This is a genomic window from Scytonema hankhaensis NUACC26 (genome assembly GCF_045865695.1).
In the GTDB taxonomy this organism is placed as follows: domain Bacteria; phylum Cyanobacteriota; class Cyanobacteriia; order Cyanobacteriales; family Nostocaceae; genus Scytonema.
On record NZ_BAACAP010000152.1, the window covers coordinates 13,336 to 38,726 of the forward strand.

29 protein-coding genes are annotated in these 25,391 nt (G+C 40.8%); 23 read left to right on the forward strand and 6 right to left on the reverse strand.

The genetic code is table 11. From position 1 onward, the window contains the following. The first annotated feature begins 50 nt into the window (after nucleotides 1-50). The 3 genes from rnc (at nucleotide 51) to ACKTT2_RS11055 (ending at nucleotide 2,495) form a co-directional block, all read left to right on the forward strand. Nucleotides 51-770: a ribonuclease III gene (gene rnc, locus ACKTT2_RS11045; protein WP_407886637.1), complete on the forward strand. Its 720-nt coding sequence runs from the start codon at nucleotides 51-53 to the stop codon at nucleotides 768-770. Nucleotides 771-960: 190 nt separating this feature from the next. Beyond that, nucleotides 961-1,968, forward strand: coding sequence for a Gfo/Idh/MocA family protein (locus tag ACKTT2_RS11050; RefSeq protein WP_407886639.1), 1,008 nt, complete (start codon nucleotides 961-963; stop codon nucleotides 1,966-1,968). A gap of 284 nt (nucleotides 1,969-2,252) precedes the next feature. After that, entirely contained in the window at nucleotides 2,253-2,495 is a 243-nt protein-coding gene (locus ACKTT2_RS11055; RefSeq protein ID WP_407886642.1) for a hypothetical protein, read from the forward strand. A 53-nt stretch (nucleotides 2,496-2,548) separates the two neighbouring features. On the opposite strand, the gene ACKTT2_RS11060 is transcribed toward ACKTT2_RS11055, so the two are convergent. Continuing rightward, entirely contained in the window at nucleotides 2,549-4,591 is a 2,043-nt protein-coding gene (locus ACKTT2_RS11060) for an ATP-binding protein (protein WP_407886644.1), read from the reverse strand. 287 nt (nucleotides 4,592-4,878) lie between these two features. Between ACKTT2_RS11060 and ACKTT2_RS11065 the strand changes: the two genes are divergently transcribed. The 5 genes from ACKTT2_RS11065 (at nucleotide 4,879) to ACKTT2_RS11085 (ending at nucleotide 8,084) form a co-directional block, all read left to right on the forward strand. Continuing rightward, nucleotides 4,879-5,568 carry a RibD family protein gene (locus ACKTT2_RS11065; RefSeq protein WP_407886646.1) on the forward strand — a complete coding sequence of 230 codons (690 nt, stop codon included), beginning with the start codon at nucleotides 4,879-4,881 and terminating at the stop codon, nucleotides 5,566-5,568. A gap of 82 nt (nucleotides 5,569-5,650) precedes the next feature. Then, nucleotides 5,651-6,244, forward strand: coding sequence for an acyl carrier protein phosphodiesterase (locus ACKTT2_RS11070; RefSeq protein WP_407886648.1), 594 nt, complete (start codon nucleotides 5,651-5,653; stop codon nucleotides 6,242-6,244). Between the two features lie 14 nt (nucleotides 6,245-6,258). Continuing rightward, nucleotides 6,259-7,449, forward strand: a complete 1,191-nt coding sequence (locus ACKTT2_RS11075) for a GNAT family N-acetyltransferase (protein WP_407886650.1) — start codon at nucleotides 6,259-6,261, stop codon at nucleotides 7,447-7,449. A 31-nt stretch (nucleotides 7,450-7,480) separates the two neighbouring features. Continuing rightward, nucleotides 7,481-7,693 carry a hypothetical protein gene (locus ACKTT2_RS11080; RefSeq protein WP_407886652.1) on the forward strand — a complete coding sequence of 71 codons (213 nt, stop codon included), beginning with the start codon at nucleotides 7,481-7,483 and terminating at the stop codon, nucleotides 7,691-7,693. A 7-nt stretch (nucleotides 7,694-7,700) separates the two neighbouring features. Further along, nucleotides 7,701-8,084 carry a DUF4346 domain-containing protein gene (locus tag ACKTT2_RS11085; RefSeq protein WP_407886654.1) on the forward strand — a complete coding sequence of 128 codons (384 nt, stop codon included), beginning with the start codon at nucleotides 7,701-7,703 and terminating at the stop codon, nucleotides 8,082-8,084. Between the two features lie 67 nt (nucleotides 8,085-8,151). Here ACKTT2_RS11085 and psb32 read toward each other — a convergent pair whose 3' ends face one another. Together psb32 and ybiA are read right to left on the reverse strand one after the other, a co-directional pair. Next, nucleotides 8,152-8,886 (reverse strand): photosystem II repair protein Psb32, encoded by a 735-nt coding sequence (psb32, locus tag ACKTT2_RS11090; RefSeq protein ID WP_407886656.1) that lies wholly within the window; start codon nucleotides 8,884-8,886, stop codon nucleotides 8,152-8,154. 62 nt (nucleotides 8,887-8,948) lie between these two features. Continuing rightward, a complete protein-coding gene (gene ybiA, locus ACKTT2_RS11095) occupies nucleotides 8,949-9,443 on the reverse strand; it encodes a riboflavin biosynthesis intermediates N-glycosidase (protein ID WP_407886658.1) in 495 nt (164 codons plus the stop codon). 160 nt (nucleotides 9,444-9,603) lie between these two features. On the opposite strand from ybiA, the gene ACKTT2_RS11100 reads away from it, so the two are divergent. The 6 genes from ACKTT2_RS11100 to ACKTT2_RS11125 all read left to right on the forward strand — a co-directional run bounded on the left by ACKTT2_RS11100 (nucleotide 9,604) and on the right by ACKTT2_RS11125 (nucleotide 14,739). Beyond that, complete coding sequence (locus tag ACKTT2_RS11100) at nucleotides 9,604-10,119, forward strand: DUF2243 domain-containing protein (protein WP_407886660.1); 516 nt, start codon at nucleotides 9,604-9,606, stop codon at nucleotides 10,117-10,119. A gap of 247 nt (nucleotides 10,120-10,366) precedes the next feature. Beyond that, nucleotides 10,367-11,734, forward strand: coding sequence for a hypothetical protein (locus ACKTT2_RS11105; protein ID WP_407886662.1), 1,368 nt, complete (start codon nucleotides 10,367-10,369; stop codon nucleotides 11,732-11,734). A gap of 129 nt (nucleotides 11,735-11,863) precedes the next feature. Next, on the forward strand, nucleotides 11,864-12,010 hold the full coding sequence (locus tag ACKTT2_RS11110) for a hypothetical protein (protein WP_407886664.1): 147 nt from the start codon (nucleotides 11,864-11,866) through the stop codon (nucleotides 12,008-12,010). A 55-nt stretch (nucleotides 12,011-12,065) separates the two neighbouring features. Beyond that, the gene (locus ACKTT2_RS11115) at nucleotides 12,066-12,674 is read left to right on the forward strand and encodes a DUF4129 domain-containing protein (protein WP_407886666.1); all 609 of its coding nucleotides are present in this window, start codon (nucleotides 12,066-12,068) and stop codon (nucleotides 12,672-12,674) included. 188 nt (nucleotides 12,675-12,862) lie between these two features. Beyond that, the gene (locus ACKTT2_RS11120; protein WP_407886669.1) at nucleotides 12,863-13,969 is read left to right on the forward strand and encodes a DUF4350 domain-containing protein; all 1,107 of its coding nucleotides are present in this window, start codon (nucleotides 12,863-12,865) and stop codon (nucleotides 13,967-13,969) included. Between the two features lie 152 nt (nucleotides 13,970-14,121). Further along, a complete protein-coding gene (locus ACKTT2_RS11125; RefSeq protein WP_407886671.1) occupies nucleotides 14,122-14,739 on the forward strand; it encodes a Uma2 family endonuclease in 618 nt (205 codons plus the stop codon). Nucleotides 14,740-14,960: 221 nt separating this feature from the next. On the opposite strand, the gene ACKTT2_RS11130 is transcribed toward ACKTT2_RS11125, so the two are convergent. Beyond that, a complete protein-coding gene (locus ACKTT2_RS11130; protein ID WP_407886673.1) occupies nucleotides 14,961-16,763 on the reverse strand; it encodes a M3 family oligoendopeptidase in 1,803 nt (600 codons plus the stop codon). A gap of 186 nt (nucleotides 16,764-16,949) precedes the next feature. Here ACKTT2_RS11130 and ACKTT2_RS11135 point away from each other — a divergent pair, with 186 nt between their 5' ends. The 4 genes from ACKTT2_RS11135 (at nucleotide 16,950) to ACKTT2_RS11150 (ending at nucleotide 19,174) form a co-directional block, all read left to right on the forward strand. Continuing rightward, nucleotides 16,950-17,225: a hypothetical protein gene (locus ACKTT2_RS11135; RefSeq protein WP_407886675.1), complete on the forward strand. Its 276-nt coding sequence runs from the start codon at nucleotides 16,950-16,952 to the stop codon at nucleotides 17,223-17,225. Beyond that, nucleotides 17,222-17,461 carry a hypothetical protein gene (locus ACKTT2_RS11140; RefSeq protein WP_407886677.1) on the forward strand — a complete coding sequence of 80 codons (240 nt, stop codon included), beginning with the start codon at nucleotides 17,222-17,224 and terminating at the stop codon, nucleotides 17,459-17,461. Before ACKTT2_RS11135 ends, ACKTT2_RS11140 begins: the two co-directional genes overlap by 4 nt. Nucleotides 17,462-17,678: 217 nt before the next feature. Continuing rightward, nucleotides 17,679-18,629 carry an AAA family ATPase gene (locus ACKTT2_RS11145; RefSeq protein WP_407886679.1) on the forward strand — a complete coding sequence of 317 codons (951 nt, stop codon included), beginning with the start codon at nucleotides 17,679-17,681 and terminating at the stop codon, nucleotides 18,627-18,629. 5 nt (nucleotides 18,630-18,634) lie between these two features. Further along, a complete protein-coding gene (locus tag ACKTT2_RS11150) occupies nucleotides 18,635-19,174 on the forward strand; it encodes a hypothetical protein (protein WP_407886681.1) in 540 nt (179 codons plus the stop codon). 39 nt (nucleotides 19,175-19,213) lie between these two features. Here the strand turns inward: ACKTT2_RS11150 and ACKTT2_RS11155 are convergent, their stop codons facing one another. Further along, nucleotides 19,214-19,519, reverse strand: a complete 306-nt coding sequence (locus tag ACKTT2_RS11155) for a type II toxin-antitoxin system HicB family antitoxin (RefSeq protein ID WP_407886683.1) — start codon at nucleotides 19,517-19,519, stop codon at nucleotides 19,214-19,216. A 157-nt stretch (nucleotides 19,520-19,676) separates the two neighbouring features. Between ACKTT2_RS11155 and ACKTT2_RS11160 the strand changes: the two genes are divergently transcribed. From ACKTT2_RS11160 to ACKTT2_RS11180, 5 genes are all read left to right on the forward strand, one after another. Continuing rightward, the gene (locus ACKTT2_RS11160; RefSeq protein ID WP_407886685.1) at nucleotides 19,677-20,543 is read left to right on the forward strand and encodes a hypothetical protein; all 867 of its coding nucleotides are present in this window, start codon (nucleotides 19,677-19,679) and stop codon (nucleotides 20,541-20,543) included. A gap of 133 nt (nucleotides 20,544-20,676) precedes the next feature. Then, nucleotides 20,677-22,002, forward strand: a complete 1,326-nt coding sequence (locus ACKTT2_RS11165; protein ID WP_407886687.1) for a DUF58 domain-containing protein — start codon at nucleotides 20,677-20,679, stop codon at nucleotides 22,000-22,002. A gap of 122 nt (nucleotides 22,003-22,124) precedes the next feature. Further along, the gene (locus ACKTT2_RS11170) at nucleotides 22,125-22,463 is read left to right on the forward strand and encodes a hypothetical protein (RefSeq protein WP_407886689.1); all 339 of its coding nucleotides are present in this window, start codon (nucleotides 22,125-22,127) and stop codon (nucleotides 22,461-22,463) included. 92 nt (nucleotides 22,464-22,555) lie between these two features. After that, complete coding sequence (locus ACKTT2_RS11175; protein ID WP_407886691.1) at nucleotides 22,556-23,410, forward strand: hypothetical protein; 855 nt, start codon at nucleotides 22,556-22,558, stop codon at nucleotides 23,408-23,410. A 56-nt stretch (nucleotides 23,411-23,466) separates the two neighbouring features. Beyond that, nucleotides 23,467-23,706: a DNA methyltransferase gene (locus ACKTT2_RS11180; protein ID WP_407886693.1), complete on the forward strand. Its 240-nt coding sequence runs from the start codon at nucleotides 23,467-23,469 to the stop codon at nucleotides 23,704-23,706. Here the strand turns inward: ACKTT2_RS11180 and ACKTT2_RS11185 are convergent. After that, nucleotides 23,609-24,640 carry a stage II sporulation protein M gene (locus tag ACKTT2_RS11185; RefSeq protein WP_407886695.1) on the reverse strand — a complete coding sequence of 344 codons (1,032 nt, stop codon included), beginning with the start codon at nucleotides 24,638-24,640 and terminating at the stop codon, nucleotides 23,609-23,611. The genes ACKTT2_RS11180 and ACKTT2_RS11185 overlap by 98 nt on opposite strands. Nucleotides 24,641-25,391: the final 751 nt, after the last annotated feature.

The following is a 25,391-nucleotide window of genomic DNA, read 5'->3' on the forward strand; positions in this document are numbered from 1 at the left end:
TGACCACCTGACCAGTGACCACCTGACCAATGACCACCTGACCAGTGCCAATGAGTCTTGCTTATCCACGCCGTCAAAGGCAACTTGAAAGTTTAGTGAGAAAATTAGGTCTGTCAATAGCAGCTCCTATAAAGTGGCAATTGCTGGATTTAGCATTGACTCATCCCACTGTCTCTGAGTCAGCTAACTACGAACAACTTGAGTTTGTTGGCGATGCTGTCGTCCGTTTGGTGGCAGCAGTTGTCTTATGGGAAAGTTACCCAGATTGTTCGGTTGGGGATTTTGCAGCCATTCGTTCGGTATTAGTGAGCGATCGCATTCTTGCTCAACTCGCAAGAGAATATGGTTTGGAGTTATACTTACTGGTTGCAGGCAGTGCTACATCTGACAAAATTGGTCAAGAATCTCGACTTGCAGATGCTTTTGAAGCAGTTTTAGGAGCACTTTACCTGAGTACTCAAAGTCTTGAACTGATCCGTCCTTGGCTAGACCCTCATTTTAAACAACTGACTACAGAAATTCGTCTCGATCCCGCGAGGCTAAATTATAAGGCTGCTCTACAAGAATGGACGCAAGCTCAGTATAAAGTACTACCAGAATATCGAGTTGTAGAAAAAAACCAGCCACAACACATTCAAGAACGTTTCCTTGCAGAAGTCTGGCTGCACGGACAAAAGCTGGGAGAAGGCAAAGGGCGTTCAATAAAAGCAGCAGAACAAGCAGCTGCCAAAGTTGCTTTTCTCTCACTTAATACTGAAGAATCATCTTAATTCGTTGGTGGTTAGTTGTTAGTTGTTAGTTGTTAGTGGGGAAAACGAGACCTCGTCGTGAAAACTTTAGTAAGAAAATTCTTGACAGTTGACTTTTAAGAGCTGAACATTGATGAAATAACTCATAATTTTACTAACAAAATACGGACGCAATGCCTTGCGCCCCAACTAACAACTAACAACTAACTAAATGATTAAAATTGCTGTAATCGGCGTTGGACGCTGGGGAGTACATTTGTTACGGAATTTTCTCGAACATCCGCAAGCTGAAGTCAAAGCAGTGGTAGACCCAAGCCTTGAAAGGTTGACAGAGGTAAAACAGCAATATCATTTGGATGACACAATACTAATAACCACTGAATGGCAAGCAATACAACAAGTTGAAGGTTTAGAAGCCGTTGCGATCGCAACACCTGCAAGTACTCATTATTCCCTAATTTCTGATGCTTTGCGTTGGGGTTATCACGTTTTAGCAGAAAAACCTCTAACTCTTAACCCTGATGAATGTCGAGAACTTTGTCAACTTGCAGAACAACAGAACCGACAGTTGATGGTTGACCATACCTACTTATTCCATCCTGCTGTTGAAAAAGGAAAAGCTGTAGTTCAAGCAGGACAGTTAGGCGATTTACGTTATGGTTATGCTACCCGTACTCATTTAGGGCCAGTCCGTCCAGATGTAGATGCATTGTGGGACTTAGCCATTCACGATATTGCCATCTTTAACGCATGGCTAAATCAAGTCCCCGTAAAAGTTGAGGCTACGGGTAAAGTTTGGCTACAACCAGGTCTATCCGATTTAGTATGGGTGACGCTGACATACCCAAACAACTTTCAGGTTTATATTCATTTATGCTGGCTAAATCCCGACAAACAAAGACGCTTAGCGATTGTGGGCAGTCTTGGTAGTCTAATTTTTGATGAAATGTCACCCACATCACCTTTAACTTTGCTACATGGACAATTTGAACGCCAAGAAAACAAATTTATTCCTAAAAATCAAAGACAAGAAGTTCTGGAAATAGAAAAAGCAGAACCATTGAAGCAGGTGTGCAATAGTTTTATTCATTCTATTCTCAATAATCTTCCCTCAGAAACTTCATCTGGTTGGGTTGGTACGCAATTAGTACAAATTCTTTCTGCTTTAACAGAATCGCGCAACGAAGGTGGGAAATCTGTGTTGGTAGTTAGCGGTTAGTGGTTAGTCGTGTAGGACAGGCAAGACTCCTGTTATCATTAGTAGTATAGGACAGAAATCTTGCCTATCGTTAGTTGTTAGTAGGGTTGTATCTTTTCTATAAGTTATATTTATTATTAACATTATCATTTTCAGTAAAAATACTCTTTCTTCTCAAGAATTCTATCTAAAGTAAGAAAGATAAACTTTTGTAATGTTTCTCTACCTTAAGTAAGTAGTGAATTACTAAGAAATTAGAAAAAATTCAATTAAAAGATAAAACCTAGAGTATTAGACAATATAAAATGTTAGACTTTAATTACAAAAAAGAACTATTCCATATGGAATTAGTTAAACATGGCATCGCACCTGAAAAAGCAACTTGTGTGGCTGAAATTTTTGCATCTGGAAAATCAAATAAACCTTTAACAATTGAAGAAATACAACTTACTGAAGAAATTTGGGAACAGTGGCAACGTCACTATAAGTGCTTTACTTCAGCTTTAAGAAAGCGCCCCCTTGTTAAGGGGGATAATGGAAGCTCTTGAATGTTTTGCTACTGATGAAAGGACTTTTCAAATATCCTCTAATAGATTAGTCTCTAAATTAGGTGACTTTTCTCTGATAATTTTACATCTGGCATTTTAAATTTAGGATTTTTAATTTCTTTATTAACATTGGATGGTAAGAAATTACCCCTATGGTTTATATCTCCCGCTTGTGCTGTTATTTGTTGATTTTGAGAGATAGTAATATTTTTTGTGCCTTCTCGATCGTCAGAATCGCTCAACAAAGAGATATCAATTAAAGGCAAAGTTACTGTAACTGTTGTCCCCAAGTTACTCCCTTGACTTTCGAGGGTAATCGTACCTCCCATAAGTTCCATTAAGTTTCGTGATATTGCCAAACCCAATCCCGTACCGCCAAACTTACGAGCATTGGCATCTTCAACCATAACAAAGGGACGAAAGAGTTTTGACTGTTGTGTGGGATCGATCCCTATACCTGTATCTTTAACTTTGATGATAACCTCTGCTTTATCATTATCCTCTTGAATATCCGTAGAAATTGTAATGCTTCCTTCCTCTGTGAACTTGGTAGCATTTCCAATAACATTAATAAGTACTTGTTTTAACTTTGATGAATCAGCATTTACTGGTATGGTTTCTTCTAGTTGTGGAATATTTAATTGCAAACCTTTTTTTTGCACGTTAACAGATTGTATATTGATAACATCCTTTAAAATTTGTGTTAAATCTACAGGTTTGAGAACAACTGATAGCTTGCCTGCTTCTATTTTGGAAATATCAAGAATATCATTGATAATACCTAACAAGTGAATTGCAGTATCATCGGCACGCTTGAGAAATTCTAGTTCTTCTTCTCTGTCATCACACATCCCTTCTCTAACTATGCGAACGCAATTAATAATGATGTTTAACGGATTTCTTAATTCATGGGAAGTTGCTGCTAAAAATTGAGATTTTACTTGGTTGGCATCCTTAGCTTCTTTCCATGCTAATTCCAACTCTTCTGCCCAAACTTTAAGGCGACTCAACATTTGATGTAGCGCTTGCGCTAATTGGTTAAATTCACGAACGGGAAAATTGTGAGGAACTGGTTGTGTAGATTCGTTGAGGTGGAGATTCAAAGCATAGTCTCTAAGTTTTTCTACAGGGCGTGCTAAATAACGCGCTACATACAGTGAAGCTAATACACTGGCTCCAATCAAACCGAATGTTAAAACGGCAAGAATAATTTTTATGTCTTGAAGCCCGTAAAGAGCATCATTTAAATTGGTCACTGATATTACGATCCATTTTTTATTTTCTCCTTCTGTTAAGGGGCTTGGAATAGCTGTATAGCCTGCTAGTAATTCTTCGCCTTCATTTTCAAAAAATAAATGTAAAAATTCTTGCTTTCCTGCTAAAGCATTTTTAACAATACTTTCGAGTCTTGAAGCATCCGCATGCTGTTTTATATTCGTTCCTATTCGCGATGCTATTGGATGCGCTAAAATTGTTCCATTTTCAGCAATAATGACTGTAGCTCCAGTTAATAAACCCAGTTTATTACTGATTTTTTGTTGCATTATAACTGATTTAAATCTCAAGACATAACGCATATTTTCTTCACTATCATACACGGGTGCTGATAGCATGAGTTGTAGGTTATTTCGTAGATTTTTCTGACCAGTTGTTCCAACTTTTGCTGGTAATATTGCTTCAACGTTAAAACCTTCACTGGAAAACGGAAATTTGACTTCTCCCAATGATTTTAGACCACAAGTACTAGCTAAAATATTATTATTTTTGGGGTCGATTAATTGAATGCAATCGATTTGTTTTGGTAGTTGTTTCGCAATCTGGCTCAGAAATCGCTGTACTTCTGTAGGTAAACCCGATCGCACCGTCGTTGTTTGACTGGCGTTGATTAAATTGATTTTTAAAGCTGCACTCGCTTCTACAAGCTTCTCGCCTTTAATAATGGCACTCTCCGTTAAATTTTGGCGAGCTGTTTCCAGCAGACTAAAGCGTGCCTTTTTATAAGCTACAATCTCCCCTATCAATAAAACTGGAACTGACAGTAGCAAAATTTTTGATACTAAAATTCTCCGAAAGGAGGATTGACGAGGTTTCGCCATCGGCTGTCTCTCTTAATTATGTGCCAATCACAGCAGCAACTCAAAAAAGTTGCTATTGTTCTTGAGTTACAAAATTCCCTATCTTACAATCCTATTTAAAATTTAAAAGAGTGCAATAGGAAAAAGAAGTCAAGTATACAAACCCTCATAAAAAATCTTGCCCATGCAACTGTCATTTCCGTGCAGATCGCGATGACGAAATTTCAATCATAGAAAGTTTCCAGCATAGTATTGTTAAAAGTAAGAGATTTCTTTGAAAACATAAAAATCATCTATCCAATTGAACTGTGCAAGACCGTCCACATACCATAGTAATCTTAGCAATGAGTGCAGATGGCAAAATATCAGATGTCACGCGATCGCCTGCTCGCTTTGGTTCAAAAACTGATAAAGCCCATCTCGAAGAACAAATTGCTTTGGTTGATGCCGTCATATTCGGTGCTGGTACTCTCCGTGCCTACGGTACAACACTCACCGTATCACACCCACAACTGCTGCAACAACGCGATCGCGCAGGAAAGCCTCCCCAGCCGATACAAATAGTAATTACACATTCTGCTCGCATAAATCCGGAGATTCGCTTTTTTCGGCAAAAAATTAGCCGTTGGTTGTTAACTACATCACCAGGATCGCTGGGTTGGCAAAATAGTTCGGGTTTTGAGAAAATACTAGTCTTTGAAAAACCAACAGGAGAAATCGACTTAGAGGCTGGGTTAAAACATCTGAGAACTGTAGGCATAAAACGTTTGGCTGTTTTGGGTGGTGGTGAGTTAGTCTCGTCAATGCTGACAATGGATTTAATTGACGAATTTTGGTTGACGATTTGTCCGTTGATCGTAGGCGGTGCAGCCGCACCTACACCAGTCCAAGGAGATGGATTTTTACCCGAGCTAGCGCCGAGCTTACAATTATTAGAAGTTCGCACTATCGAACAAGAAGTCTTTCTCCACTATTTTCTTAAGAGATCGAAAGAATAGTGTTAAAATTTAATACAATTATCACTTTAGGTATTTTGACCTTAGCGCAAAATTTCTGTGTCGTTTTTCTATAGAGAAAAAGATGAACTGGCTAGCTCATTTATTTTTGTCGGAAAAGAACGTTGAAAGTCGCTTGGGAAACCTCCTTGCTGATTTAGTCAAAGGTTCAGCTCGCCAGAATTTGAACTTTGGTATCCAAAGAGGTATACAATGTCATACATTTGTTGATAAATTTACTGATTGTCACTCTATTGTTCGATGCAGTAAAGGCAGAATTAGTCAAGAATACAGACGATTTGCTGGAATACTTGTAGACGTCTTCTACGATTACTTTCTAGCCAGCAATTGGTCTGTGTACTCAAATATCCCGCTAGATGAGTTTACAGATCAAATATATAAGTCATTTCAAGCTTATCCAGGGCAATTACCTGCACCCGTAAGAGCAATTTTAAACCGAATGGCTGCTGAGGACTGGTTGGGATCGTATCGTAACTTGGCTGGTGTGGAAAACACTATGAGGAGAATATCTCACAGACTGTCAATGCGGCTATCTAAACCCTTCACCTTAAACCTAGCTGTTAGCGAATTGATTGCACACGAGCGGGATCTGGAAAACGATTTTCGGGAATTTTTCCCAGAACTGCTAGTTCAAACTCAAAATTGGCATCTTGCGTAGTATTTACTGTAAAAATGTTGGAACAACTAAAGCCTCGTTACTCAGTTGCTTGGAACAACAAAATTTCCGAAGTACCCAAAGATGCATGGGATGCTTTGGCTTTGCCACTTAAAACCCCGTTTTTAGAGTGGGAGTGGCTGAATAATCTTGAAACCTCCCAAAGTGCCACTGCTAATACTGGCTGGTTGCCAAATCACTTAACTTTATGGCGGGACAGAACACTCATCGCCGCCGCGCCTTTGTACATTAAAGGGCATAGTTATGGCGAATTTGTCTTCGATCATCAATGGGCTGACTTAGCACAACGTATTGGTATAGAATATTATCCAAAAATGCTTGGAATGTCACCCTTTACACCTGCTGAAGGGTATCGATTTTTGATTGCACCGGGAGAGGATGAGCATCAAATAACAGCAATGATGGTTCGTGAAATTGACAGTTTCTGTACCAAACATCGTATATCTGGCTGTCATTTTCTCTACGTAGATCCACAGTGGCGTCCCATTCTCGAAAGTCAAGGCTTTACTCCTTGGCTTCACCACAGCTACATTTGGCAAAATTCCGGGTTTAGTACTTTTGATGACTACTTGTCAGTTTTCAATGCCAATCAACGTCGCAATATTAAACGCGAACGGAAAGCTGTGGAAAAAGCAGGTTTAAAATTACAGCCTTTGTTTGGTGATGAAATTCCTAAATCTTTATTTCCCCTGATGTACCAGTTCTATGCAGACACTTGTGATAAATTTGGCTGGTGGGGTAGTAAGTACTTAACAAAGCGTTTTTTTGAACAACTCCATACCCATTACCGTCACCGGGTTGTGTTTTTTGCCGCCTACAACGAACAGGATAACCGTCAGCCAATAGGGATGTCTTTTTGCTTGGTTAAAGACGACCGGATGTATGGACGCTACTGGGGTTCTTTTCAAGAAATTGACTGTTTGCATTTTGATGCTTGCTATTATTCACCAATCGAATGGGCGATCGCAAAGGGGGTTCAGTCATTCGATCCCGGTGCGGGTGGACGGCATAAAAAACGTCGCGGTTTTCCAGCCACTGCTAATTACAGCCTGCATCGCTTTTACAACAACCGTTTGTCACAGATTCTGCGTCCCCACATTCATCAAGTGAATGAACTCGAACAGCAGGAGATTGATGGAATTAATGAGGAGTTGCCATTTTCAAAAACAGTGACCAGTGACCAGTGACCAGTGACCAGTGACCAGTAACCAGTGACCAATGACCAGGTTAACTTCGTTAGCTGGGAAAGTTTCTATGATTTGTACGTTTTTTTATATAACTGCTTTGCTCTCTGCTTTTGCACTTGGTACAGTAAAATTCGTCTTACCGACTTCTATTTTGCAGTTGGCGAGAGGCTTTTTGCGGAGTCCGCTAAACTTAAGAAGGAGTTATGTAAAGGTAAAAACTCCAATTTTTGAATGTGAATTTTAAGGTGAATATGGATTTGACTGTTTCAGATTTAGCGGTAATTGATGAAAAGCTTTCTCATCGTCATATCGATCTCGATCCCGGAGGGTATTTTATTATTTACCTGAATCGGGAAGAAGGTTTAATTTGTGCTAAGCATTATACAAATGTTGTTGACGATCGCGGCTTAGCGGTCGATCCTGAAACAGGGCTAGTGATTCCTGCACGGGGAAAAGTAGAACGAACTCACACTGTAGTATTCAGTGGCAGAACGGCAAAAGAACTCTGCGTTAGAATCTTCGAGGAAACTCAACCCTGTCCGGTCACTCAGCTAGACCACGCTGCTTATTTAGGTCGGGAATTCCTTCGCGCCGAGATTGCTTTGGTGACAGGGCAAGACTATGTTCAGGATTAATTGGGGACTGGGGATTGGCGATTGGGGAATTGGAAACTAGTCCCCAGTCCCCAATCCCTAGTCCCTATTAACCATTCGATGATGGCTGATTAATCTGATAAATGTAGTATGTTGCCATTGGGATAATGGTTGCAGCAATGAGAAGCCCTATCACCCAAGCAGTTGCATTACCTTGGTCGGTATCTTCTGCTTTTGTGAAGGTACCTTCCACCTGTACTTTCTCAGCGATTTGGGGTGGTCCCGGATCGGGTTCCCCAGAGAGGACGGCGACTATGCGATCGCTTGCGTCTAAAAACGCCTGATTGTATTTGTTGCCGTCCCGTAATGGTGCTGTTAATGTTTCATTTGCTACACTATTAGCAACATCATCTGACATCAAAGATTTTACTTTTTCACCAGTTACGATTGAGATACCGTTAGTTACAGTATCAATCATTAGTAGCGCTTGATTGGCTTGTGCTTCTTTTGTAGGAAACCATTTTTCAAAGAGTTGTTTTGTAAAGCTCTCCGGAGTTTCACCATAATCAAGACGGCGAATTGTAATAAATCTGACTTCCTTCCCCGTTTGGTTTGCCAAGTCTTCAAAAGCGGTGCTAATTTTACCTTCATTAGAACGGCTAAGAACTTCACCTTGGTCGATTACCCAATTGCTACCTGGTGTGATATCTGGTATTTGATATACACCTGTAGCCATAGCAGGCATAACAAACAGAGAAGAAGTAAGAACTACCATCACAAGCGGCAGAATTAGTAATTTGATGTTTTTTGTCAAATTACCTACTTGGTTGAGGAGCTGTTTCATGAGTTTTGCCAAAATCTGGAATTATTGCACCAAGATTAATATATTACGGTAGATTCTCTGGTTCAATTAGAAACTTGAAATCTCAGAGAATCAGACATCTTTGACAAGGATGGTAAAGTACGAAGCTCTTCTCGCACAGTCATTAGGATTTTCCCTAGATAATTTTGACCCGTGTTTTTGACTCCACATCCCCAAAAATAATCGGTAGGAGAATTTTCTACAATAAGTTGGTCGCCTGTAGACAAAAGAATTTCTCTAATATCGGCATGAGTTAAAAACTTTTTGAGGACAGCTTCTCTCATAACTTGAGTTTTGACGACCTCCCAATCACGACGAACCTGGCGAGTACAATCGCGACCCAAAGCCGCCGCTTGCTCTGGTGTTTCAGCATCATAGATCAGAGGTATAACTACCGTATCTGGCGTTCCAACAAACTTTTGAGCTTGATAATAGTGCTCGACTGTAGACCAGCAAACACCATTAAGTCGGATGGAGTGAAACGAAAAATTAGAAAAACAGCCGTAGGGTTGCCAAACCTTGTAAAAATAAATAGTCATATGAAAATCTGTTTTTTATGCTTCTATTTTCTCCCCTAACTGTAGATACTAGCAAGATCTGGGTAAACTTCAATTCTTCCGCAGTAAGTGTCTTTGGGTAGAGGACAGGTTTGGAAGACAGATTTATGCTGAGGCAACAGTAGACGATGTGAGGTGGAGGATGGAGGCAGAAAGCGAAAAAAGCGATAAGCCGGGTACGGCTTGCGCTAAGAGCGATCGCACGCCCTTGATTGTTGCTGGAATTTTTCTAGGTTTGGGTTTGAGTGGGTTCTTTGATGGCATAGTCTTGCATCAAATTCTCCAATGGCATCATATGTTAAGCAGTGTTAAACCGCCAACCACAATCTCTAATATAGATATAAACACGGTTTGGGATGGTTTGTTTCATGCTTTTGACTGGATAATGACAGTCATAGGAGTGATTTTGCTGTGGAGAGCTGGGCGACGCGATGATGTTCCTTGGTCATTCAACCTTTACTTCGGATCTATCTTCATTGGTGCTGGATTGTTCAATTTCGTTGAAGGTATCATAGACCATCATATTCTTGGCATTCACCACGTGAAACCAGGACCGCACCAGCTAGCTTGGGATTTAGGATTTTTGGCATCCGGTGTATTGCTTGTCGTTCTTGGGTTGGTCATGACACAGATAAGTAAAAATTGGAGTAAAACGTAGTCAATCGTTGTCTATCTGTCTAATAATGCGCTCTAGGCACTCACTTACACTCAGATCGGCATCAATGGCGATGGCTTGAAGTTTTCTCCATGCCGTAGGGGTCAATCCCACCATATGCTTTTCTTTCTTTTCGTCGTAAAAAACTGGTTGATTTTTTACTCATTTTTTCCCGAAACCTAATTGCAGAATTTAGAATTTATAGCTATGCTAATAAATCTATCAAAAAAACTTGGGAGGTGATTAATTAGTGCTGAAGAAGAAGAAAGGTTTCAACATTGCAACTAAAAGCGTCAAGTGTAAATTAGAGCGCAATGGATTTGATTTGACCGAAACCAAGACAGCTTTTAACGAAGTTGTAAGTTTCTACTTTGCACTAGTTAATACACATCCGGAAGGTATTGACCTGCCACGAGAGGAAGATGGAGGATGGCGGTTTTATGAAAAGCTGACGATCGGGGAGAATGCTGTTTATCCACTCCCTTTTGACAGGTATCCTGTGCAATTTCGTCGTGCTGCTATCAGAAAAGCTATTGGTGTTTGGGAGTCCTGGAATAGCAACTATCAAAGGTGGTTAAACCGTCCCAAAAAACAAAAGCATCATCGACCCCCAGTGCAGCCACGCTCCTTCAACTTCTCTCCCAGTTTTGATGCTGGGGTATGGAAGGATGATGATGGGCAGTCAATTTTACTCAAAATACTAGTCAATGGTCAGTGGAAGTGGGTGAAATTCCAATACTTTGCACCCCTAGTAGATGCAGATTGGGTAAAAGGTTCTCCATCAATAGTCATCAAAGGTCGGGAGCGATTCATCGTTTTCCCATTACAAAAATACGTTCCAGCAACGGGAGGAATTAAAACAGTTATGGCTCAGGACTCTTTTAGGGTCATGGGTGTAGACATGGATTTAGATCGTCAGATCGCCATACTTTCAGTACTAGAAGTCAACGCTAAGGGCGAAGTGTTTGAGGTGGCACGTCACTTCATCAATCAAACTAGCCACACAAAGCGTAGGAAGAGACAACTAGGACGGATAGCTCAAAAAATGCGACAAACGGGAACTATTGAAAAAGGCTTTGGCTCTACTATGTGGCAAAAATTACACAACGGTGAAGTTGAAGCAGGTAGAGTCTACGCAAGACAGATTGTTAAGTTTGCCAAAACATGGGGATGTTCTGTCATCTGTTTCGAGCATCTAGGCAACCTCAAACCTCAACATGGCAAATATTCCCGTCGTTCAAATCAGAAACGAGCTTACTGGTTGAAATCCAAAGTGTACCAGCAAGTCAGTCGAATAGCTTACCAAGACGAAGGCATCCTCACAACAAGGGTTAACCCTCGTCATACATCGAGATTTGACCCTTGGGGTTATCCGGTCTGGCGTAGTAACCAATTCCCTACTACCTTGTTTGATTTCCAGTCCTATCAATCTGGGACTAACTTCGTGGGGACAGTTGATGGCTACGTTGCTCACTCTGGCTTGAATGCCGCACGTAACATAGGGCTAAGGGCGATATTACGACACAGAACTAATCTCGTGTTTAGGACAGGTACAAAGTATCAGGCTAACTCTGCACGAGAGAAAGCCCAGAACAGTAATGTTTTGGGTGTGCAATGAAACTAGAACGAGAACGCCACCTCTCACTTTCATTGTACTGGGCTTGGGTAGACTGCCCATTGGTTCCTACCGAACTACGCTCCAAGTGGTTGGATCTACGATCCGCGTACTACTGTTCGCGACTACGGAGTGAGCCTAGAAAGTGAACAAATGATGGTGTTTGACTCCGGTTTACTCCCTTATTTGGCTACTCATGATAAAAAGGACACAAAGTTAGTTGTTAGTGGTGAGTTGTTGGTAGGGGCGCTCTTACCACCACGCCCGTACAGTTGTTAGTTTTGTGGAACAGGCGTCTCGCTTGTCTTTGTAAGTTGTATCCGCCTCTGTTTCTATGTCCTTAGATTCTTTTGAAAAAACAAGTTGGAATTGGCAGTTTACCCAATTGCAACAACAAGTTGGAGAATGGATAGAGTATCAGTTTTCTGGTTTCCAATTTAAACCGGAATTGCCTAATGGATGGCAAATCAGCCCTTGGCTGTTTAACGCACTAAACTTTATATTTTGGCTGTTACTCAGCTTATTCTTACTATGGGTTGGTTGGCGGTTATGGCGATCGCTTAATCCTTATCTTTATGCTTGGTTAGCAAAAATCAATCATTCAAGGGGTTCTAGTAATAAAGGCAAAGAAAGCGAAGTGTCAGTGGCGATATGGTTAGGGCGATCGCAAGAATTCTATCGCCAAGGAAATTACAGCGAAGCTTGTCGCTGTTTATACTTTGCAATGTTGCAGCATTTACACGATCGCGGAGTTCTGCCCCACAAACCTAGCCGTACAGACGGGGAGTATTTACAATTGCTACAAATGTCTGTAACTCCCGTACAACCCTATGAAACTTTGATTACAACTCACGAGCAGTTATGTTTTAGCAATGTTGATGTCAACTCTGAAAATTATGAGCATTGCCAACAAGCTTATGAAGAGTTAAGTGCTAATGGATAATTGCTCTTCAATAAATAACTACTGAGAGATTATTTGTAAAATAAATCTTAACGTGCCAAATATATTGTATGGGTTGGGTAAAACGAAATAATATTTAATAATTCGATGAAATGTTGGGTTTCGTTCCTCAATGATTCGATGAAATGTTGGGTTTCGTTCCTCAACCCAACCTACCATAACAATTTATTATGAAGCGCTCAAATCGTCTTGTTTGGATTGGGGGATTGGTAATCTGTGTACTTGTATTACTAACTTTTATATCAGCTCCAACAACTAGTAAAAATAATAGTGGTTCTACTTATAGCCGTTATCCCGAAGGATATGGGGCTTGGTATGCTTATATGGAAAGTCGGGGAACTAGCATCCAACGTTGGCAAAAACCTTTTAGGGATCTAGATGCAGAGAAACGTCCAGTAACTTTTGTACAAATAACTGGTTACCAAAGACAGCCTTTTTTATATAGTGACGAGAAAGAATGGGTAGAAAAAGGGAATCGCTTAGCCGTTGTTGGAGTGCGCGAACCGGTAACAGCTGCAAAGTTTACCACAATGCAAGAATCCTCTGCGGGTCAAGTCAAGATTGATACGCGACGGCGACACCCATTTAATAGAGGAGAAAAAATTAGTTTGGGCGATCGTTTTGGTGCAATTGTGTGGGAAGAAAACTACGGTAAAGGAACAGCAATTTTTGTCATTCCTCCCTACTTAGGGGCTAATGCTTATCAAGATAATCCAGCAAATTTCCAGTATTTAGCAGATTTAGTCAGTCAGAAAGGTAACTTATTGTTTGTAGACGAGTACATTCACGGCTATAAAGAACCTAGCGTTAGGAAACAAGAAGGCAAAGGGGACATATGGAGTTACTTCGCACAAACTCCCTTAATGCCAGCGTTTGTCCAAGGAGGTGTACTATTAATAATACTGATTTGGGGACAAAATCGACGATTTGGTAAACCAGTCGCCCTAGAGACGCCTGTTGTTGATAACAGTGAAGCTTACATTCAAGCATTAGCAGGAGTTTTACAAAAAGCCGAATCGAGGGATTTTGTAGTAGAGATGGTTGGCAAAGAAGAACAACTGCAACTCCAAAAAGCTTTGGGCTTGGGACAGCAATTACTCGACCGTCCAACTTTAGTTAATGCTTGGGTACAACAGACAGGGGTGGCTGCTACAGAATTAGATGAAGTGTTAAACTTACAATCTCAAAAACGCCGCTTGAGTGAAAAGGAACTGGTCAGTTGGCTGGAAAAATGGAAAATAATAAGGCAAAAGATATTAGCTAGAACTTACGCATAGCCCCCCTTAAAAAGGGGGGCTAGGGGTCCCCTCTGGGGTTGGGGGGAGATGGGGGGATCGGTATCGCGTGGAATCCCCAAAATACCGTTAAGGTTGCGTAAGTCCTAATTAGCTAAGAATCTTTAAAAACGAAAAAAGTCTGAGGTGATAACATGGCTCTTGCTCATCCAAAACAAATTACTTTTGAAGAATTTATAGCTTGGTATCCAGAAAATTCTGAGCGTCGTTATGAACTACATGATGGAGTCATTGTTGAAATCTTCGTACCAGTTGGCGAACACGAGCAAGTCAAAGGCTTTTTGGCTGGAGAATTAACTGTAGAATTTAAACGTTTAAAACTTCCATATTTCATTCCCAATCAAGCAATAGTAAAACCTATAGATAACGAATCAGGATATTTACCTAATATTCTAATATTAAATAGTGACAACTTGGTGAATGAGCCTTTATGGAAAAAAGAATCAACAGTTAGTCAACCAACATCAATTCCGCTAATTGTTGAACTTGTAAGTACTAACTGGCAAGATGACTATTATTTGAAGCTGAGTAAATATGAAATGATGGGTATTCCAGAATATTGGATAGTAGACTATGCTGCTTTGGGTAGAAGAAGATTTATAGGTAATCCCAAACAACCAACTATCTCTGTTTACAATTTGATAGAAAACGAGTACCAAGTTACTCTATTTCGAGACAATAAGCGCATACAATCAGCGATATTTCCCGAATTAAATTTAACAGCACAACAGATTTTTGATTCTGCAAAGTAAGTACAGTAGGTAGGGCTAAAGCCCACCACAAAACCTTCTCTACAGAACTAATTTGGTCAAATTGGCAGCCAGTTTTCTATATATATTTAAATTTTTTAAATCGGTATAATCTGCAACATTATTTGTTACTAAAGTCAGATTATTTATTTGAGCTATTGCTGCGATTTGTCTGTTGGCGTATGCTATGGTTTTGCCGATAGAGCACTCTTTAGTCAAAGTACTTAGCCAACAAGTGCTTGAAAGCGTTCAATATCCTGCTGTATGAGATTTAGCCCAAGACGCCAAAAATCAGGTGTACAAATGTCGATATTAAAACGTGCTGCTAGTTCGGCAGCACAGTACATCCCTGTTGAAGCCAGCAAATCGTCATATTTAGTTCTAAATGACTCTGGCTCTGCTTTATAACAAGCATAGAGTCCCAGTCCAAACAAAAGTCCGAAAGTATAGGGGTAGTTGTAGAAAGTTTCTATGTAATAAAGCAGCATTCTACCCCATTGATAGGGAAAGAGCATATTTGAATCGAGTCCATCACCGTAAGCTTCTTGTTGTGCTATTAGCATCATCTGATTAAGTGCATCTACAGAAAGTGTGGTGTGCTGTCGTTGTTCAAACAGCCGTTGCTCAAAAGTAAAGACGCTATATACGTCAACCACTTGGTTGCATGCGGACCAGAGGTAAGCATCCAAAATATTTAATTGTTCACCTTTATTAGTATTTAGTAATGCACCCTGACGTACTAATGTCTCACAAAAGATGCTTGCCGTCTCAGCCAAGGTTAAGGGAACAGGTGTACGTTGAAGCATGGGTCGCTGTGCCAACTTCATAAAATGGTAAGCATGACCAAGTTCATGGGCTAATGTACTTACTTCTTTGAAAACTGGCGTGTAGTTAACGAGAATACGCGACTCGTCACCGCGTTGAGGTAAGCAGAAGCCATTAGAATCTTTCCCGGAGCGAGGAAGAGCATCTATCCACTTGTCGCGAAATGCTCGCTCAGCCATTTGACCAAGCTGAGGCGAATAGGTTGTGAATTGCTCAACAATCAAATTGACAGCTCGCTTCCACGACCATACCTCTTCCTGCTCGTTCAGTATTGTCCCTCGGTCGTACCAAGCAAGAATTGGCAGACCAAGCGCTTTGGCGCGGGTGTGCAAGTAACGTCGAAAGTTAGGCAACGCTTCGCGCACTGCAATCAGCATTGCATCAAGAGTTGTTCGATCGATACGATCTCTGTTGAGAGCTATTTCCAACGGTGAGGCTAACCCACGTCGTTTAACTAAAGTTAATGTTTCTCCTTTGATACTATTGAGTGATGCAGCTAGAGGGACTGCTAGCTGTTCCCATGAAGCTATCTCTGCTTCGTAGACTCGGCGACGTATCTCGCGGTCATGGTGGCGTCCTAGTTGCTGTGCTTCTGTGGGTAGTAGCGAACGGGTCTCACCGTCAATTTCAACCAAAACCTTTCGCTGTCTGGTCAATTGGTTATACAAGTCTAACCATGCTTGACTACCTGTAATTTGGAGTTCAGCAGCCAGAGACTCTTCCACTACTGACATTTGGTATTGGGATTGCTTTTGGCTTTGGCGCAGTACAAAAGAGTACTCGTATGCTAAGGATGAGCAAGCTATCAGTTGTGTGATGTCAAGCGAACCGATCCAGGCAGAAAACCGCGTTTTGAGAGGTGATAAGCGGGTATGCGCCACCAGGAAAGTACTCCAATGCTTCCGTAGTGTTTCGTTAGAAGAATCCACTGCCATCAAGCAACGAAGATAGTTGTGCATTGATTCGGCAGTTTCCAACGTTTCGTTGTAGTGAACCAAAACTTTTTCTACGCATACAATAGTGTCTTTGTCAAGGATAGTCGAAAGCTGATGACCAACATGATACTGGTTACACAGAGCCTCAAATTCGTCAATAGCTTTGATAGTAGCCTGAAGTTCAGATGTAAATTCAGCTGATTCAATTTTGGGATACAGTCCATTCATATCCCAACACGGCAGCGTTTGTGTGTTTACGTGAATCACCAATTTGTTTCCTTTTGCCTATCTATAGTAGCGAACTAATGTCAGTAGACCACAAACTTTTGGAAACGCGATCGAGTACTAGCATTACAATATTTTTGTAGCAATGCCATACACTTCATATAATATGGTGAATTATAATAATTTTAGTTAATTTAACTAATTTCTTTAACTGTATTGACACCTATTATGGCTATCATACTTGAACTAGAACCCGAAATGGAATCCCGTTTGATGAGTCAAGCAGCAGCTCAAGGAATATTAGTTGAAGTATTGTTGAAAACTTTAGTCGAAAACTTGCTTGTATCCTCATCCCAACCTACACCCCTCACACTGTCACCTCAAGAACGAGCAGAAAGATTTGTAAATTGGGCTAAAAGTCACTCTTCAATACAAGCGCCGCCTCTTTCAGATGATGCAATCAGTCGTGAAAGTATCTACACTAGAGAAGATGAAATGCTATGAGCTACCTGGTTGATACAAATGTTTTGTTGCGGAGTGTCCAAGAGACTCATTCAATGCATAAATCCTCCGTTCAAGCAGTGAGAATTCTGTTGAAGTTCACCGGGAACCCTTCTCATGATGCTCGACTAGTTGCAGCGATGATAGCTCATAATCTCACCAATCTGTTAACGTTTAACACAAGTGATTTTAGAAGATTTTCTGAAATTACCGCGATCGCTCCTCACAATATTTTATAAGAAAAACTGATATAGTAGTAATCCTCTTTCATTTGTCATAATTGGCTGTACCCAGATCCCCGACTTCTCAAAGAAGTCGGGGATCTAACTTTTTGTAAGAGTAGCCAATTAACCGACTTCTAACGTATAACAAAAATCGGTATGCTTATGTAGATAAGCACCACCCGTTCTTCACGAACAGATAATTCTTATATTTTGTTTAATTTTGTATCAATAAATGAATTCAACCAATCCTGTATTAAATCGCCTCAACCACGAACTTAATCAAGTAGTTGTCGGTCAATCTACCCTGATAGAGCAGTTATTGGTAGCACTGCTAGCAGGTGGACACGTTATTTTGGAAGGAGTACCGGGAACTGGTAAAACTCTTTTGGTCAAAGTATTAGCACAGTTGATTCAAGCTGATTTTCGCCGCGTTCAACTGACGCCCGATGTCTTACCCTCAGATATCACTGGGACAAATATTTTTGATTTAACCACCCGCAGTTTCAGTTTAAGAAAGGGACCAGTGTTTACGGAAGTATTGCTTGCAGACGAAATCAACCGGACTCCTCCAAAAACGCAAGCGGCGCTGTTGGAAGCAATGGAAGAAATGCAAGTCACGCTAGATGGTGAGAGTTTGCCTTTACCAAATTTATTTTGGACGATCGCAACGCAAAACCCCCTAGAGTTTGAAGGGACATACCCATTGCCAGAAGCCCAGTTAGATAGGTTTTTATTTAAACTGGTAGTCGATTACCCAGACCAAGCCGCAGAAAAGCAAATGTTACTCAATCGTCAAGCAGGATTTGCTGCAAGGCGATCCGATATTTCTCGTTTGCAACCAGTCGCAACTGTAGAGCAAATTTTGGAAGCACGACAAGCTGTTAGAGAAGTGAAAGTTTCTGACGCGACCATTGATTATCTTTTGGCATTAGTGCGATCGTCGCGTCAATATCCGGATCTAACATTAGGTGCATCACCTCGTGCTGCTGGTTCTTGGTTGCAAACATCTCAAGCAGCTGCATATCTATCAGGAAGAGATTTTGTCACTCCTGATGACGTAAAATCTGTTGCACCTCCTTTGCTACGCCATCGTTTTATTCTTAAACCAGAAGCAATGCTAGATGGGGTACAAATTGATGCAGTTATTTCATCAATTTTGAATAAAGTTCCAGTTCCAAGGTAAAATTTATGAGCTACCAACAGCAAAAAGGTGACTTTGAAGCAAACGAGCAAGTAACAACTCAAGAGGCAGTAGATTTGTTGTTTGGCGAAGGATGGTTGGAAGAGGCTGTTCGCATAGAAGAAGAAGTAAATGTTACTATCGGTGCTGGTTTAGATTGGGGTGGTTTATTGACACCGTTAATGCTTAATCTTCCTTTATTTAGTCGCCTATCAACGTTGCGTGTCTCTCTCAATCGTGAAGTTAGACTAATAATAGAAACATGGGATTTAGGTATAGGTACAAAAGCTGCAACAGAAACTGCTAGAGCACTCGTTAAACAACGGTTACTATCTCCGACACCTGAACTCGTTCCTCATTTAGAAGCTGCTTTGCTACAAGATGATTTATACGGTGAGGAATTTATATCCAACCATGAAGCCTTAAAATCCCTGCTTTTAGTACTACTGACAGATTCCGAGCGAGAAGAAATTGCGACGGCGGCTGCTAATTCAATACGCATACAAGTGGTATCTCAGGTGAATTTTTTAGAAAAAATTTCAGTGTAAATAAGTTAAGATGAGCCGTGTCTAAAATATAAATTGTCATCACTCATCTACTGCATTGGACTCTTTGTGGATGACAGCGAGTTTCTCCATGAAATCATCAAATGTTGGATCGTTAGCAAAGATTCCTGCGTACTTCATTTGGGGTTTAGCTTCATGCGATCGCTCTTGTGAATTTACTTCAATGGTTACAAACTTACCCGTTGCTAATTTTGCTTCTAAGGAGGATTTCACTTTGGAGATTGCTTCTTCTTCCGTTCTACCCTCAACAGTTAAATTCGGCATACCTACAACGGATGCTACAAAATGCTCTTCGGATTGACTCTGAATAAAAACTTGATATTGCATTTCGGACGTTTATTTTGAGTATAAGTAAGTAGGCATAATTAAAGCAAACTCTGTAACTTTATGTAAAGTACCACTAAATTTTGCCAGAATTAGAAGTGTTGAGCTATGCTATGAGGATCGCGTCGGATTGCATTCTCTTCCAAGGGCTGTTGATGTTATGACACCAACATTTTTCTCGCGTTATTTGGCAGGCGATCGCCAAAGTGTTTGGTCTGAACTTCAAGCATTAGGTGAAATTATTGAGCCATCTTTGAGGGCTGATGCTCTAGCTGTTGCGCGTGAGATTATGAGGCGTGTCAAACTCAATTTAGAGATAATAGTACATCGGCTTAAGAAATTAGGTTTTGAATTTTCAGATCCCAAAAGGGTGCTTGTTCCAGTTCAATCCCATACCTTACAACTATTAGATGATTTTGAACAACAGTGGGGAACGCTACCATTTTCTGTTCGTGCTTGGTATGAATGTGTTCATTTAGTCAATCTGTTTGCGTTAAAATCCATATCAAAAGATTTAATTCAGACTCTTGACCCAACTTTAATAGCTGTAAGCTTTTCCAGTTACTTACAGAAGTCTGATTACTTAGATGATGATGAACTACGTTGGTATATGCAAGGAATTACCTTTTTGAGTTTAGAAGAAAGCTTGACAGAGGTTTTAGAGTCAAAACAAAAGTTTAGGCAAGATTGGAGAGAAGGAAAAGTCGATAACTGGACGCGCAACTATTGCCTTCAAAACAAAATAGACCCAGAAGTTTTGACTGTAAACTTCTTACCAGTTGGTATGACTATGAGTACTTGTGAGCCAATGAGGTTTGAGGTTGGTATGGCTAAAGCAGACTGTACTATATCTGATGACGGTAATGAAATTAAATTTGTTGATTTCCTTCGGTATCGCTTACTCTTTGGAGGGTTACTGTATGGACACTGTGCCAAGAATCAACAGTACGATTACCTGTATATTGGAGAAATGCCTAATCACTCTCAGATAACTGCTGAAATTTTGGAAGGCTTATTATCATTTTAGTTGAGTCTAGTAATTTATCAGCGTTCGTCTGCTACAGTCTGCGGTTAATTATTTCTTCTTGTACCTCACGCATATAGGAATTGCTATAGTGCATTGAGATGAAAATAAAGGTAGAGAAGGTAAAAAGTTATTTATGGTTCCATCTAAACGAGTCTATTTCTTATTAATATTCGGAATTTTGATTGCACCAACGATCGCTATCTTTCTTAGCATTCCAACTAGCATCTTGTTGACTTTGCTGTTTGATGTGGTGGTGCTAGTGTTGATGCTTATCGATGGTTTGCGAGTCCGACGCCATCGCGTGCAGGTAACGCGGGAGTTACCATCAAGATTGTCCATTGGGCGGGATAACCCGATTTTACTCAAAGTCAGATCGGAAAAAGTTACAGCCACTCTTCAAATCCGCGACTTCTACCCAACTGAATTTGGAGTATCTATACCACTCCTTAACGCCACCGTCCCTGGTAACAGCACTCAAGAACTCACTTACACGGTTCACCCAAGTCAAAGAGGAGAGTTTCCTTGGGGTGATATCCAAGTTAGACAACTCGGCGCTTGGGGTTTAGCTTGGGATAATAGAAAGATTCTTCACAGTTTGAAAGTTAAAGTTTATCCGGATCTAGTGGGATTGCGATCGCTTTCCATTCGCCTAACACTACAATCTTCTGGAGTCAACCGCCAATCCCGACAACTAGGTATTGGTACTGAGTTTGCCGAATTGCGTAACTACCGTATGGGTGACGATTTGCGATTTATTGATTGGAAAGCCACAGCCCGTCGCGTAGGGACTCATGGCAATACACCCCCTTTAATTAGGGTTTTGGAACCAGAACAAGAACAAACTTTGCTCGTTCTGCTTGACAGAGGACGGTTAATGACTGCACGAGTCCAAGGTTTACAAAGATTCGATTGGGGTTTGAATGCGACTTTATCCCTAGCTTTGGCTGGATTGCATCGAGGCGATCGCGTAGGCGTAGGGGTATTTGACCGTCAAATGCATTTGTGGATTCCCCCAGAAAGGGGTCAACATCACTTGAGCCATCTTATAGATCGCCTCACTCCCATTCAACCCGTATTACTGGAATCAGATTATGTAGGTGCGGTCACGAGTGTTGTGCAGCAGCAATCCCGGCGTTGTCTTGTGGTTGTCATTACCGATTTAGTAGATGTGACAGCTTCTGTCGAACTCCTTGCAGCACTCACCCGACTGACACCCCGCTATCTCCCCTTCTGTGTCACCCTGCGCGATCCTCTCGTTGACCGTATAGCACATACACCAGAAAGTGAAGTCACGGCTGCTTATACCCGTGCTGTCTCCTTGGATTTATTGGCTCAACGACAAGTCGCATTTGCTCAACTCAAACAAAAAGGGGTCTTGGTACTTGATGCACCTGCAAGTCAAATTAGTAACCAACTTGTGGATCGCTACTTAGGACTCAAAGCACGCAATTTACTGTGATTTTACATTTATAAAGTTTGCGTATGCTCTCGGTATTCTTTCCGAAACGTCAGAAAGCCCCAGTGTAGATACGGATAGATTGAATTTAATAAACCGCACTGAATTATCTATACTGGAGTCCTATGAAAAACCTTTTAGCACAGCAAACCAAATTCACCACCCGTAGCTTTGTGAAATTAGGCTTGATTTCATTGGCGCTATCCCTTTCACTCGGAACATATACTCAAGCACGTGCTGACGAGGTTGAAGTTCTGTCAGTTCCATCCCAAGAAGCATTTTTCATAGAAGAGAAGACAGCAACAACTCCCGGTCAAGACAACACAGCTTCACAAGGTGTCATCACCTCCACTGATGAAACAACATTGCCAAGTCAGCCTTACAAAGAGGAATTGCAAAGTTTTGGAAATACGTCCAATTCCGTACCTGTAGTTCCTCAAGCTTCAAATCAAGTACAAATGTAGAATTTACACTTAGTCAAGAATGATTTGGCGATACTAGTCGCGAGGATTTGCTGCAACGGTTATGATGTATTGGTTGTTTGAGTTTGAATTGAATGCAGCAGCTTAGTATCGGCAATGTTGTCAACTTAGGTTTTTACTTATACCGTTCCCACTTAAAACTGTATTTTAAATTAGCATTCATTGCACATTTATGGTTGTTAGTTCCCATTTACGGTTGGGCTAAATTTTATGCGATCGCTGGTTTAATCTCTCGTTTAGCTTTTCAAGATTTAATCGGTCATCCAGAAACAGTTCAAGCTGCAAAAAGTCAAGTCAATCATAATTTTTGGAAATTTTTATTAACAGCTATTCTCGTTATTTTGTCAGTTATTATACTGTTTTTGGCATTTTACATAGTATCTTCTCTCATTGCAGGCGGTCTCTTTTTAATTATTTCCTTTTTCCTTGGCACTTCGCCACGATTGTTTTCTAATAATCCCTTAGTTAGTGTTTTCTTTCTCATCATTATAGTTCCAACAGTTGCTGCTATATATATTAGCCCTTTTTGGTTTTATACTTACTTTTTTGTCACCGATCTACCTTTAGTTTTAGATAAGATAAACTCATTCCAATCTATTAGTACAAGCTGGAAAATTACAAGAGGTCACATCAGACGGATTTTAGGAGTTATTTTCATTTCTGTATTAATAACAGTCCCTCTGCTTACTTTGTCTTGGTTTGTTTGTAGTTTATTAATAGGTGGAATTTTAGGGATATTCTTTCAGTCTTTCTTAGATAATCCTGACAATGATTCGCTTTTAGGGGTGTTAGTTTTTTTTATATTAAATACAGTTACAGGAGTCTTTACGATGCCTTTTTGGCAGTCAGTTAAAGCTGTTGTTTACTACGATATTCGTTGTCGTAAAGAAGGGTTGGATTTGAAGATGGCGAGCGATCGGCAACTTTAAGAAACTCGTATATAATAAGTAGCTAGATGGTACAGAGAAATAGGGAAGGTTGATAGTTGAAAGAGTTTGATAAACCCATTCCTCAAGAAAGCCTTGACATTGTTGAGAAGACTAGAGCTAACTTGTTTACTTGGCGCGGTCAGTTTTCACCACAACTTATTGAAGTCATATTAAACTCATATTGTTTATCTAACTCAGTTATTCTCGATCCTTTTGCAGGTAGTGGAACTGTTTTGCTAGAGGCTGGTACTCTTGCTTGTGAAGCATATTTTTACTGCTTTTTTGCTGGCGGCTGAAATAGACTACTAAACCCACAAATAATCCCATTCCTACAATATACTTAAATGGCTCTGGCACAGAGGGATTGGGAGAGAAAAATCCTTCAATAATACCAGCAACAACTAACATTGGTACAATAGCAAAAACTAGCTGCGCTGCCTTAGAACCATAAAACTTTAGTGCATCTATACGACGATATTTACCAGGAAATAAAATAGCTCTCCCTATTAAAAAACCTGCCCCACCTGCTAAAAAGATTGCAGGTAACTCTAAAGATCCGTGTGGCAAAACAAAAGCCCAAAATGGATATGCCAGATTATTTTGACCTACAAGTGTAGCAATAGCACCAATTAACAACCCATTAAACGCCATCAAGTAAGCTGTGTAGATTCCAGCTGTCATCCCACCTGCAACAGCACCGAAAGAGACTGACAAGTTATTGATCGTAATACCGCTTGAAGCTAAAGGTTCAATACCAACTATCGATCCCATCCACAATTTATGCTCGTCTCGCACCATTTTGATTAACCGTTCTGGAACTACACCAGACATAAAAACTGGATCGTGCCATGCGTACCACCAAGCCACTAATGCTCCTAACAAGAACGTAGCAAAGGCTGCAGCAATGTAGGGAAATGATTCCTGCACGACTGATGGTAGTCCCCAACGGTAAAATTGCAGTACTGCTTGCCATTCCTGACGGCGAGAACCTTGATAAATTTGCGCGTAGCCTCTGTTTGTTAAAAGATGTAAATTTTGTAATAGGGTGTTACCCAGCTGCTGGGTGCGGGCGCGTGCCAAATCTGCTGCAACCGAACGGTACAAACTTGCTAATTCTCTGATTTCACTAGATTTTAATGATTTTAACCCTTTTTTCTCTACCTGGGTTAACAATACGTCTAAACGCTGCCAATTTGGTTCTCGCCGAGCAATCCAACGTTGAATATTCATCTAAAAACCCCCAGGAGCATGGAAACTTTGTAGCTTAGCGCGGCGGAGGAAACGTGACAAGGGCAATTTTAATTGCCGTCTACACTCCATTACCGCCTTGGGGTTACTTGATACCGGGTAGTTTTGCAATCTACTTTCGCTTGGGCAGCTTCCTTGCTAATATTTTGTAACCCTGTACGCATAATGGTTTGCACAAACGTGCCTCCCAATAGGGGTAATGTGAGCCTTGCCAATGTTATTAGTCGGTACTTTGCCGTACTACACTGATTTACCCCTCGTAAATCTGTTTAATCCTTGGCTTCCAGAGCAGCGAACTGGCATCACGCATTCGTAGGTGGGAACTTGAACTCTTGCTGATAACGTAGTCAGTTAAGACCTAGGCGGGTCAGCTAACTAAAATTAGGAGGCGCGAAGCCGCGTCACGAAGCGTGCGGGGTGCTGACAAAGTTTGGGAATACTAAGTATTAATTAACTTAAGTTGAACTCTCCTCGCTTTGAAAAGCAAGGATTCCGAACTGTTGTTACTACGCCGAACTTGTCCCACGTAGTAACATCGTTTCTGGCTTAAGCAGTTTTACCTGCCTCGACCCCAAAGGGTTGTACAGATACTTGGGTTGCCAACCATGAAGATTTTACGTGTTGATGGCTCTCAAAAAGACTTTTCAACACAACCCCGATGGCTAAGGTCGGAGCGTCACCACTCCGCCTCGCCTACAAAACCGTGCTTGAGAGATTTCCCCTCACACGGCTC

Bases quoted from the DNA above. Each gene is read 5' to 3' on its own strand.
- ACKTT2_RS11125 (WP_407886671.1), top strand. From the start codon at position 14,122: ATGGCTCTTGCTCATCCAAAACAAATTACTTTTGAAGAATTTATAGCT.
- ACKTT2_RS11145 (WP_407886679.1), top strand. From the start codon at position 17,679: ATGAATTCAACCAATCCTGTATTAAATCGCCTCAACCACGAACTTAAT.
- rnc (WP_407886637.1), top strand. From the start codon at position 51: ATGAGTCTTGCTTATCCACGCCGTCAAAGGCAACTTGAAAGTTTAGTG.
- psb32 (WP_407886656.1), bottom strand. From the start codon at position 8,886: ATGAAACAGCTCCTCAACCAAGTAGGTAATTTGACAAAAAACATCAAA.
- ybiA (WP_407886658.1), bottom strand. From the start codon at position 9,443: ATGACTATTTATTTTTACAAGGTTTGGCAACCCTACGGCTGTTTTTCT.
- ACKTT2_RS11100 (WP_407886660.1), top strand. From the start codon at position 9,604: ATGGAGGCAGAAAGCGAAAAAAGCGATAAGCCGGGTACGGCTTGCGCT.
- ACKTT2_RS11120 (WP_407886669.1), top strand. From the start codon at position 12,863: ATGAAGCGCTCAAATCGTCTTGTTTGGATTGGGGGATTGGTAATCTGT.
- ACKTT2_RS11155 (WP_407886683.1), bottom strand. From the start codon at position 19,519: ATGCAATATCAAGTTTTTATTCAGAGTCAATCCGAAGAGCATTTTGTA.
- ACKTT2_RS11070 (WP_407886648.1), top strand. From the start codon at position 5,651: ATGAACTGGCTAGCTCATTTATTTTTGTCGGAAAAGAACGTTGAAAGT.
- ACKTT2_RS11170 (WP_407886689.1), top strand. From the start codon at position 22,125: ATGAAAAACCTTTTAGCACAGCAAACCAAATTCACCACCCGTAGCTTT.
- ACKTT2_RS11060 (WP_407886644.1), bottom strand. From the start codon at position 4,591: ATGGCGAAACCTCGTCAATCCTCCTTTCGGAGAATTTTAGTATCAAAA.
- ACKTT2_RS11085 (WP_407886654.1), top strand. From the start codon at position 7,701: ATGGATTTGACTGTTTCAGATTTAGCGGTAATTGATGAAAAGCTTTCT.
- ACKTT2_RS11165 (WP_407886687.1), top strand. From the start codon at position 20,677: ATGGTTCCATCTAAACGAGTCTATTTCTTATTAATATTCGGAATTTTG.
- ACKTT2_RS11160 (WP_407886685.1), top strand. From the start codon at position 19,677: ATGACACCAACATTTTTCTCGCGTTATTTGGCAGGCGATCGCCAAAGT.
- ACKTT2_RS11150 (WP_407886681.1), top strand. From the start codon at position 18,635: ATGAGCTACCAACAGCAAAAAGGTGACTTTGAAGCAAACGAGCAAGTA.
- ACKTT2_RS11175 (WP_407886691.1), top strand. From the start codon at position 22,556: ATGCAGCAGCTTAGTATCGGCAATGTTGTCAACTTAGGTTTTTACTTA.
- ACKTT2_RS11080 (WP_407886652.1), top strand. From the start codon at position 7,481: ATGACCAGGTTAACTTCGTTAGCTGGGAAAGTTTCTATGATTTGTACG.
- ACKTT2_RS11185 (WP_407886695.1), bottom strand. From the start codon at position 24,640: ATGAATATTCAACGTTGGATTGCTCGGCGAGAACCAAATTGGCAGCGT.
- ACKTT2_RS11115 (WP_407886666.1), top strand. From the start codon at position 12,066: ATGTCCTTAGATTCTTTTGAAAAAACAAGTTGGAATTGGCAGTTTACC.
- ACKTT2_RS11055 (WP_407886642.1), top strand. From the start codon at position 2,253: ATGTTAGACTTTAATTACAAAAAAGAACTATTCCATATGGAATTAGTT.
- ACKTT2_RS11075 (WP_407886650.1), top strand. From the start codon at position 6,259: ATGTTGGAACAACTAAAGCCTCGTTACTCAGTTGCTTGGAACAACAAA.
- ACKTT2_RS11050 (WP_407886639.1), top strand. From the start codon at position 961: ATGATTAAAATTGCTGTAATCGGCGTTGGACGCTGGGGAGTACATTTG.
- ACKTT2_RS11135 (WP_407886675.1), top strand. From the start codon at position 16,950: ATGGCTATCATACTTGAACTAGAACCCGAAATGGAATCCCGTTTGATG.
- ACKTT2_RS11140 (WP_407886677.1), top strand. From the start codon at position 17,222: ATGAGCTACCTGGTTGATACAAATGTTTTGTTGCGGAGTGTCCAAGAG.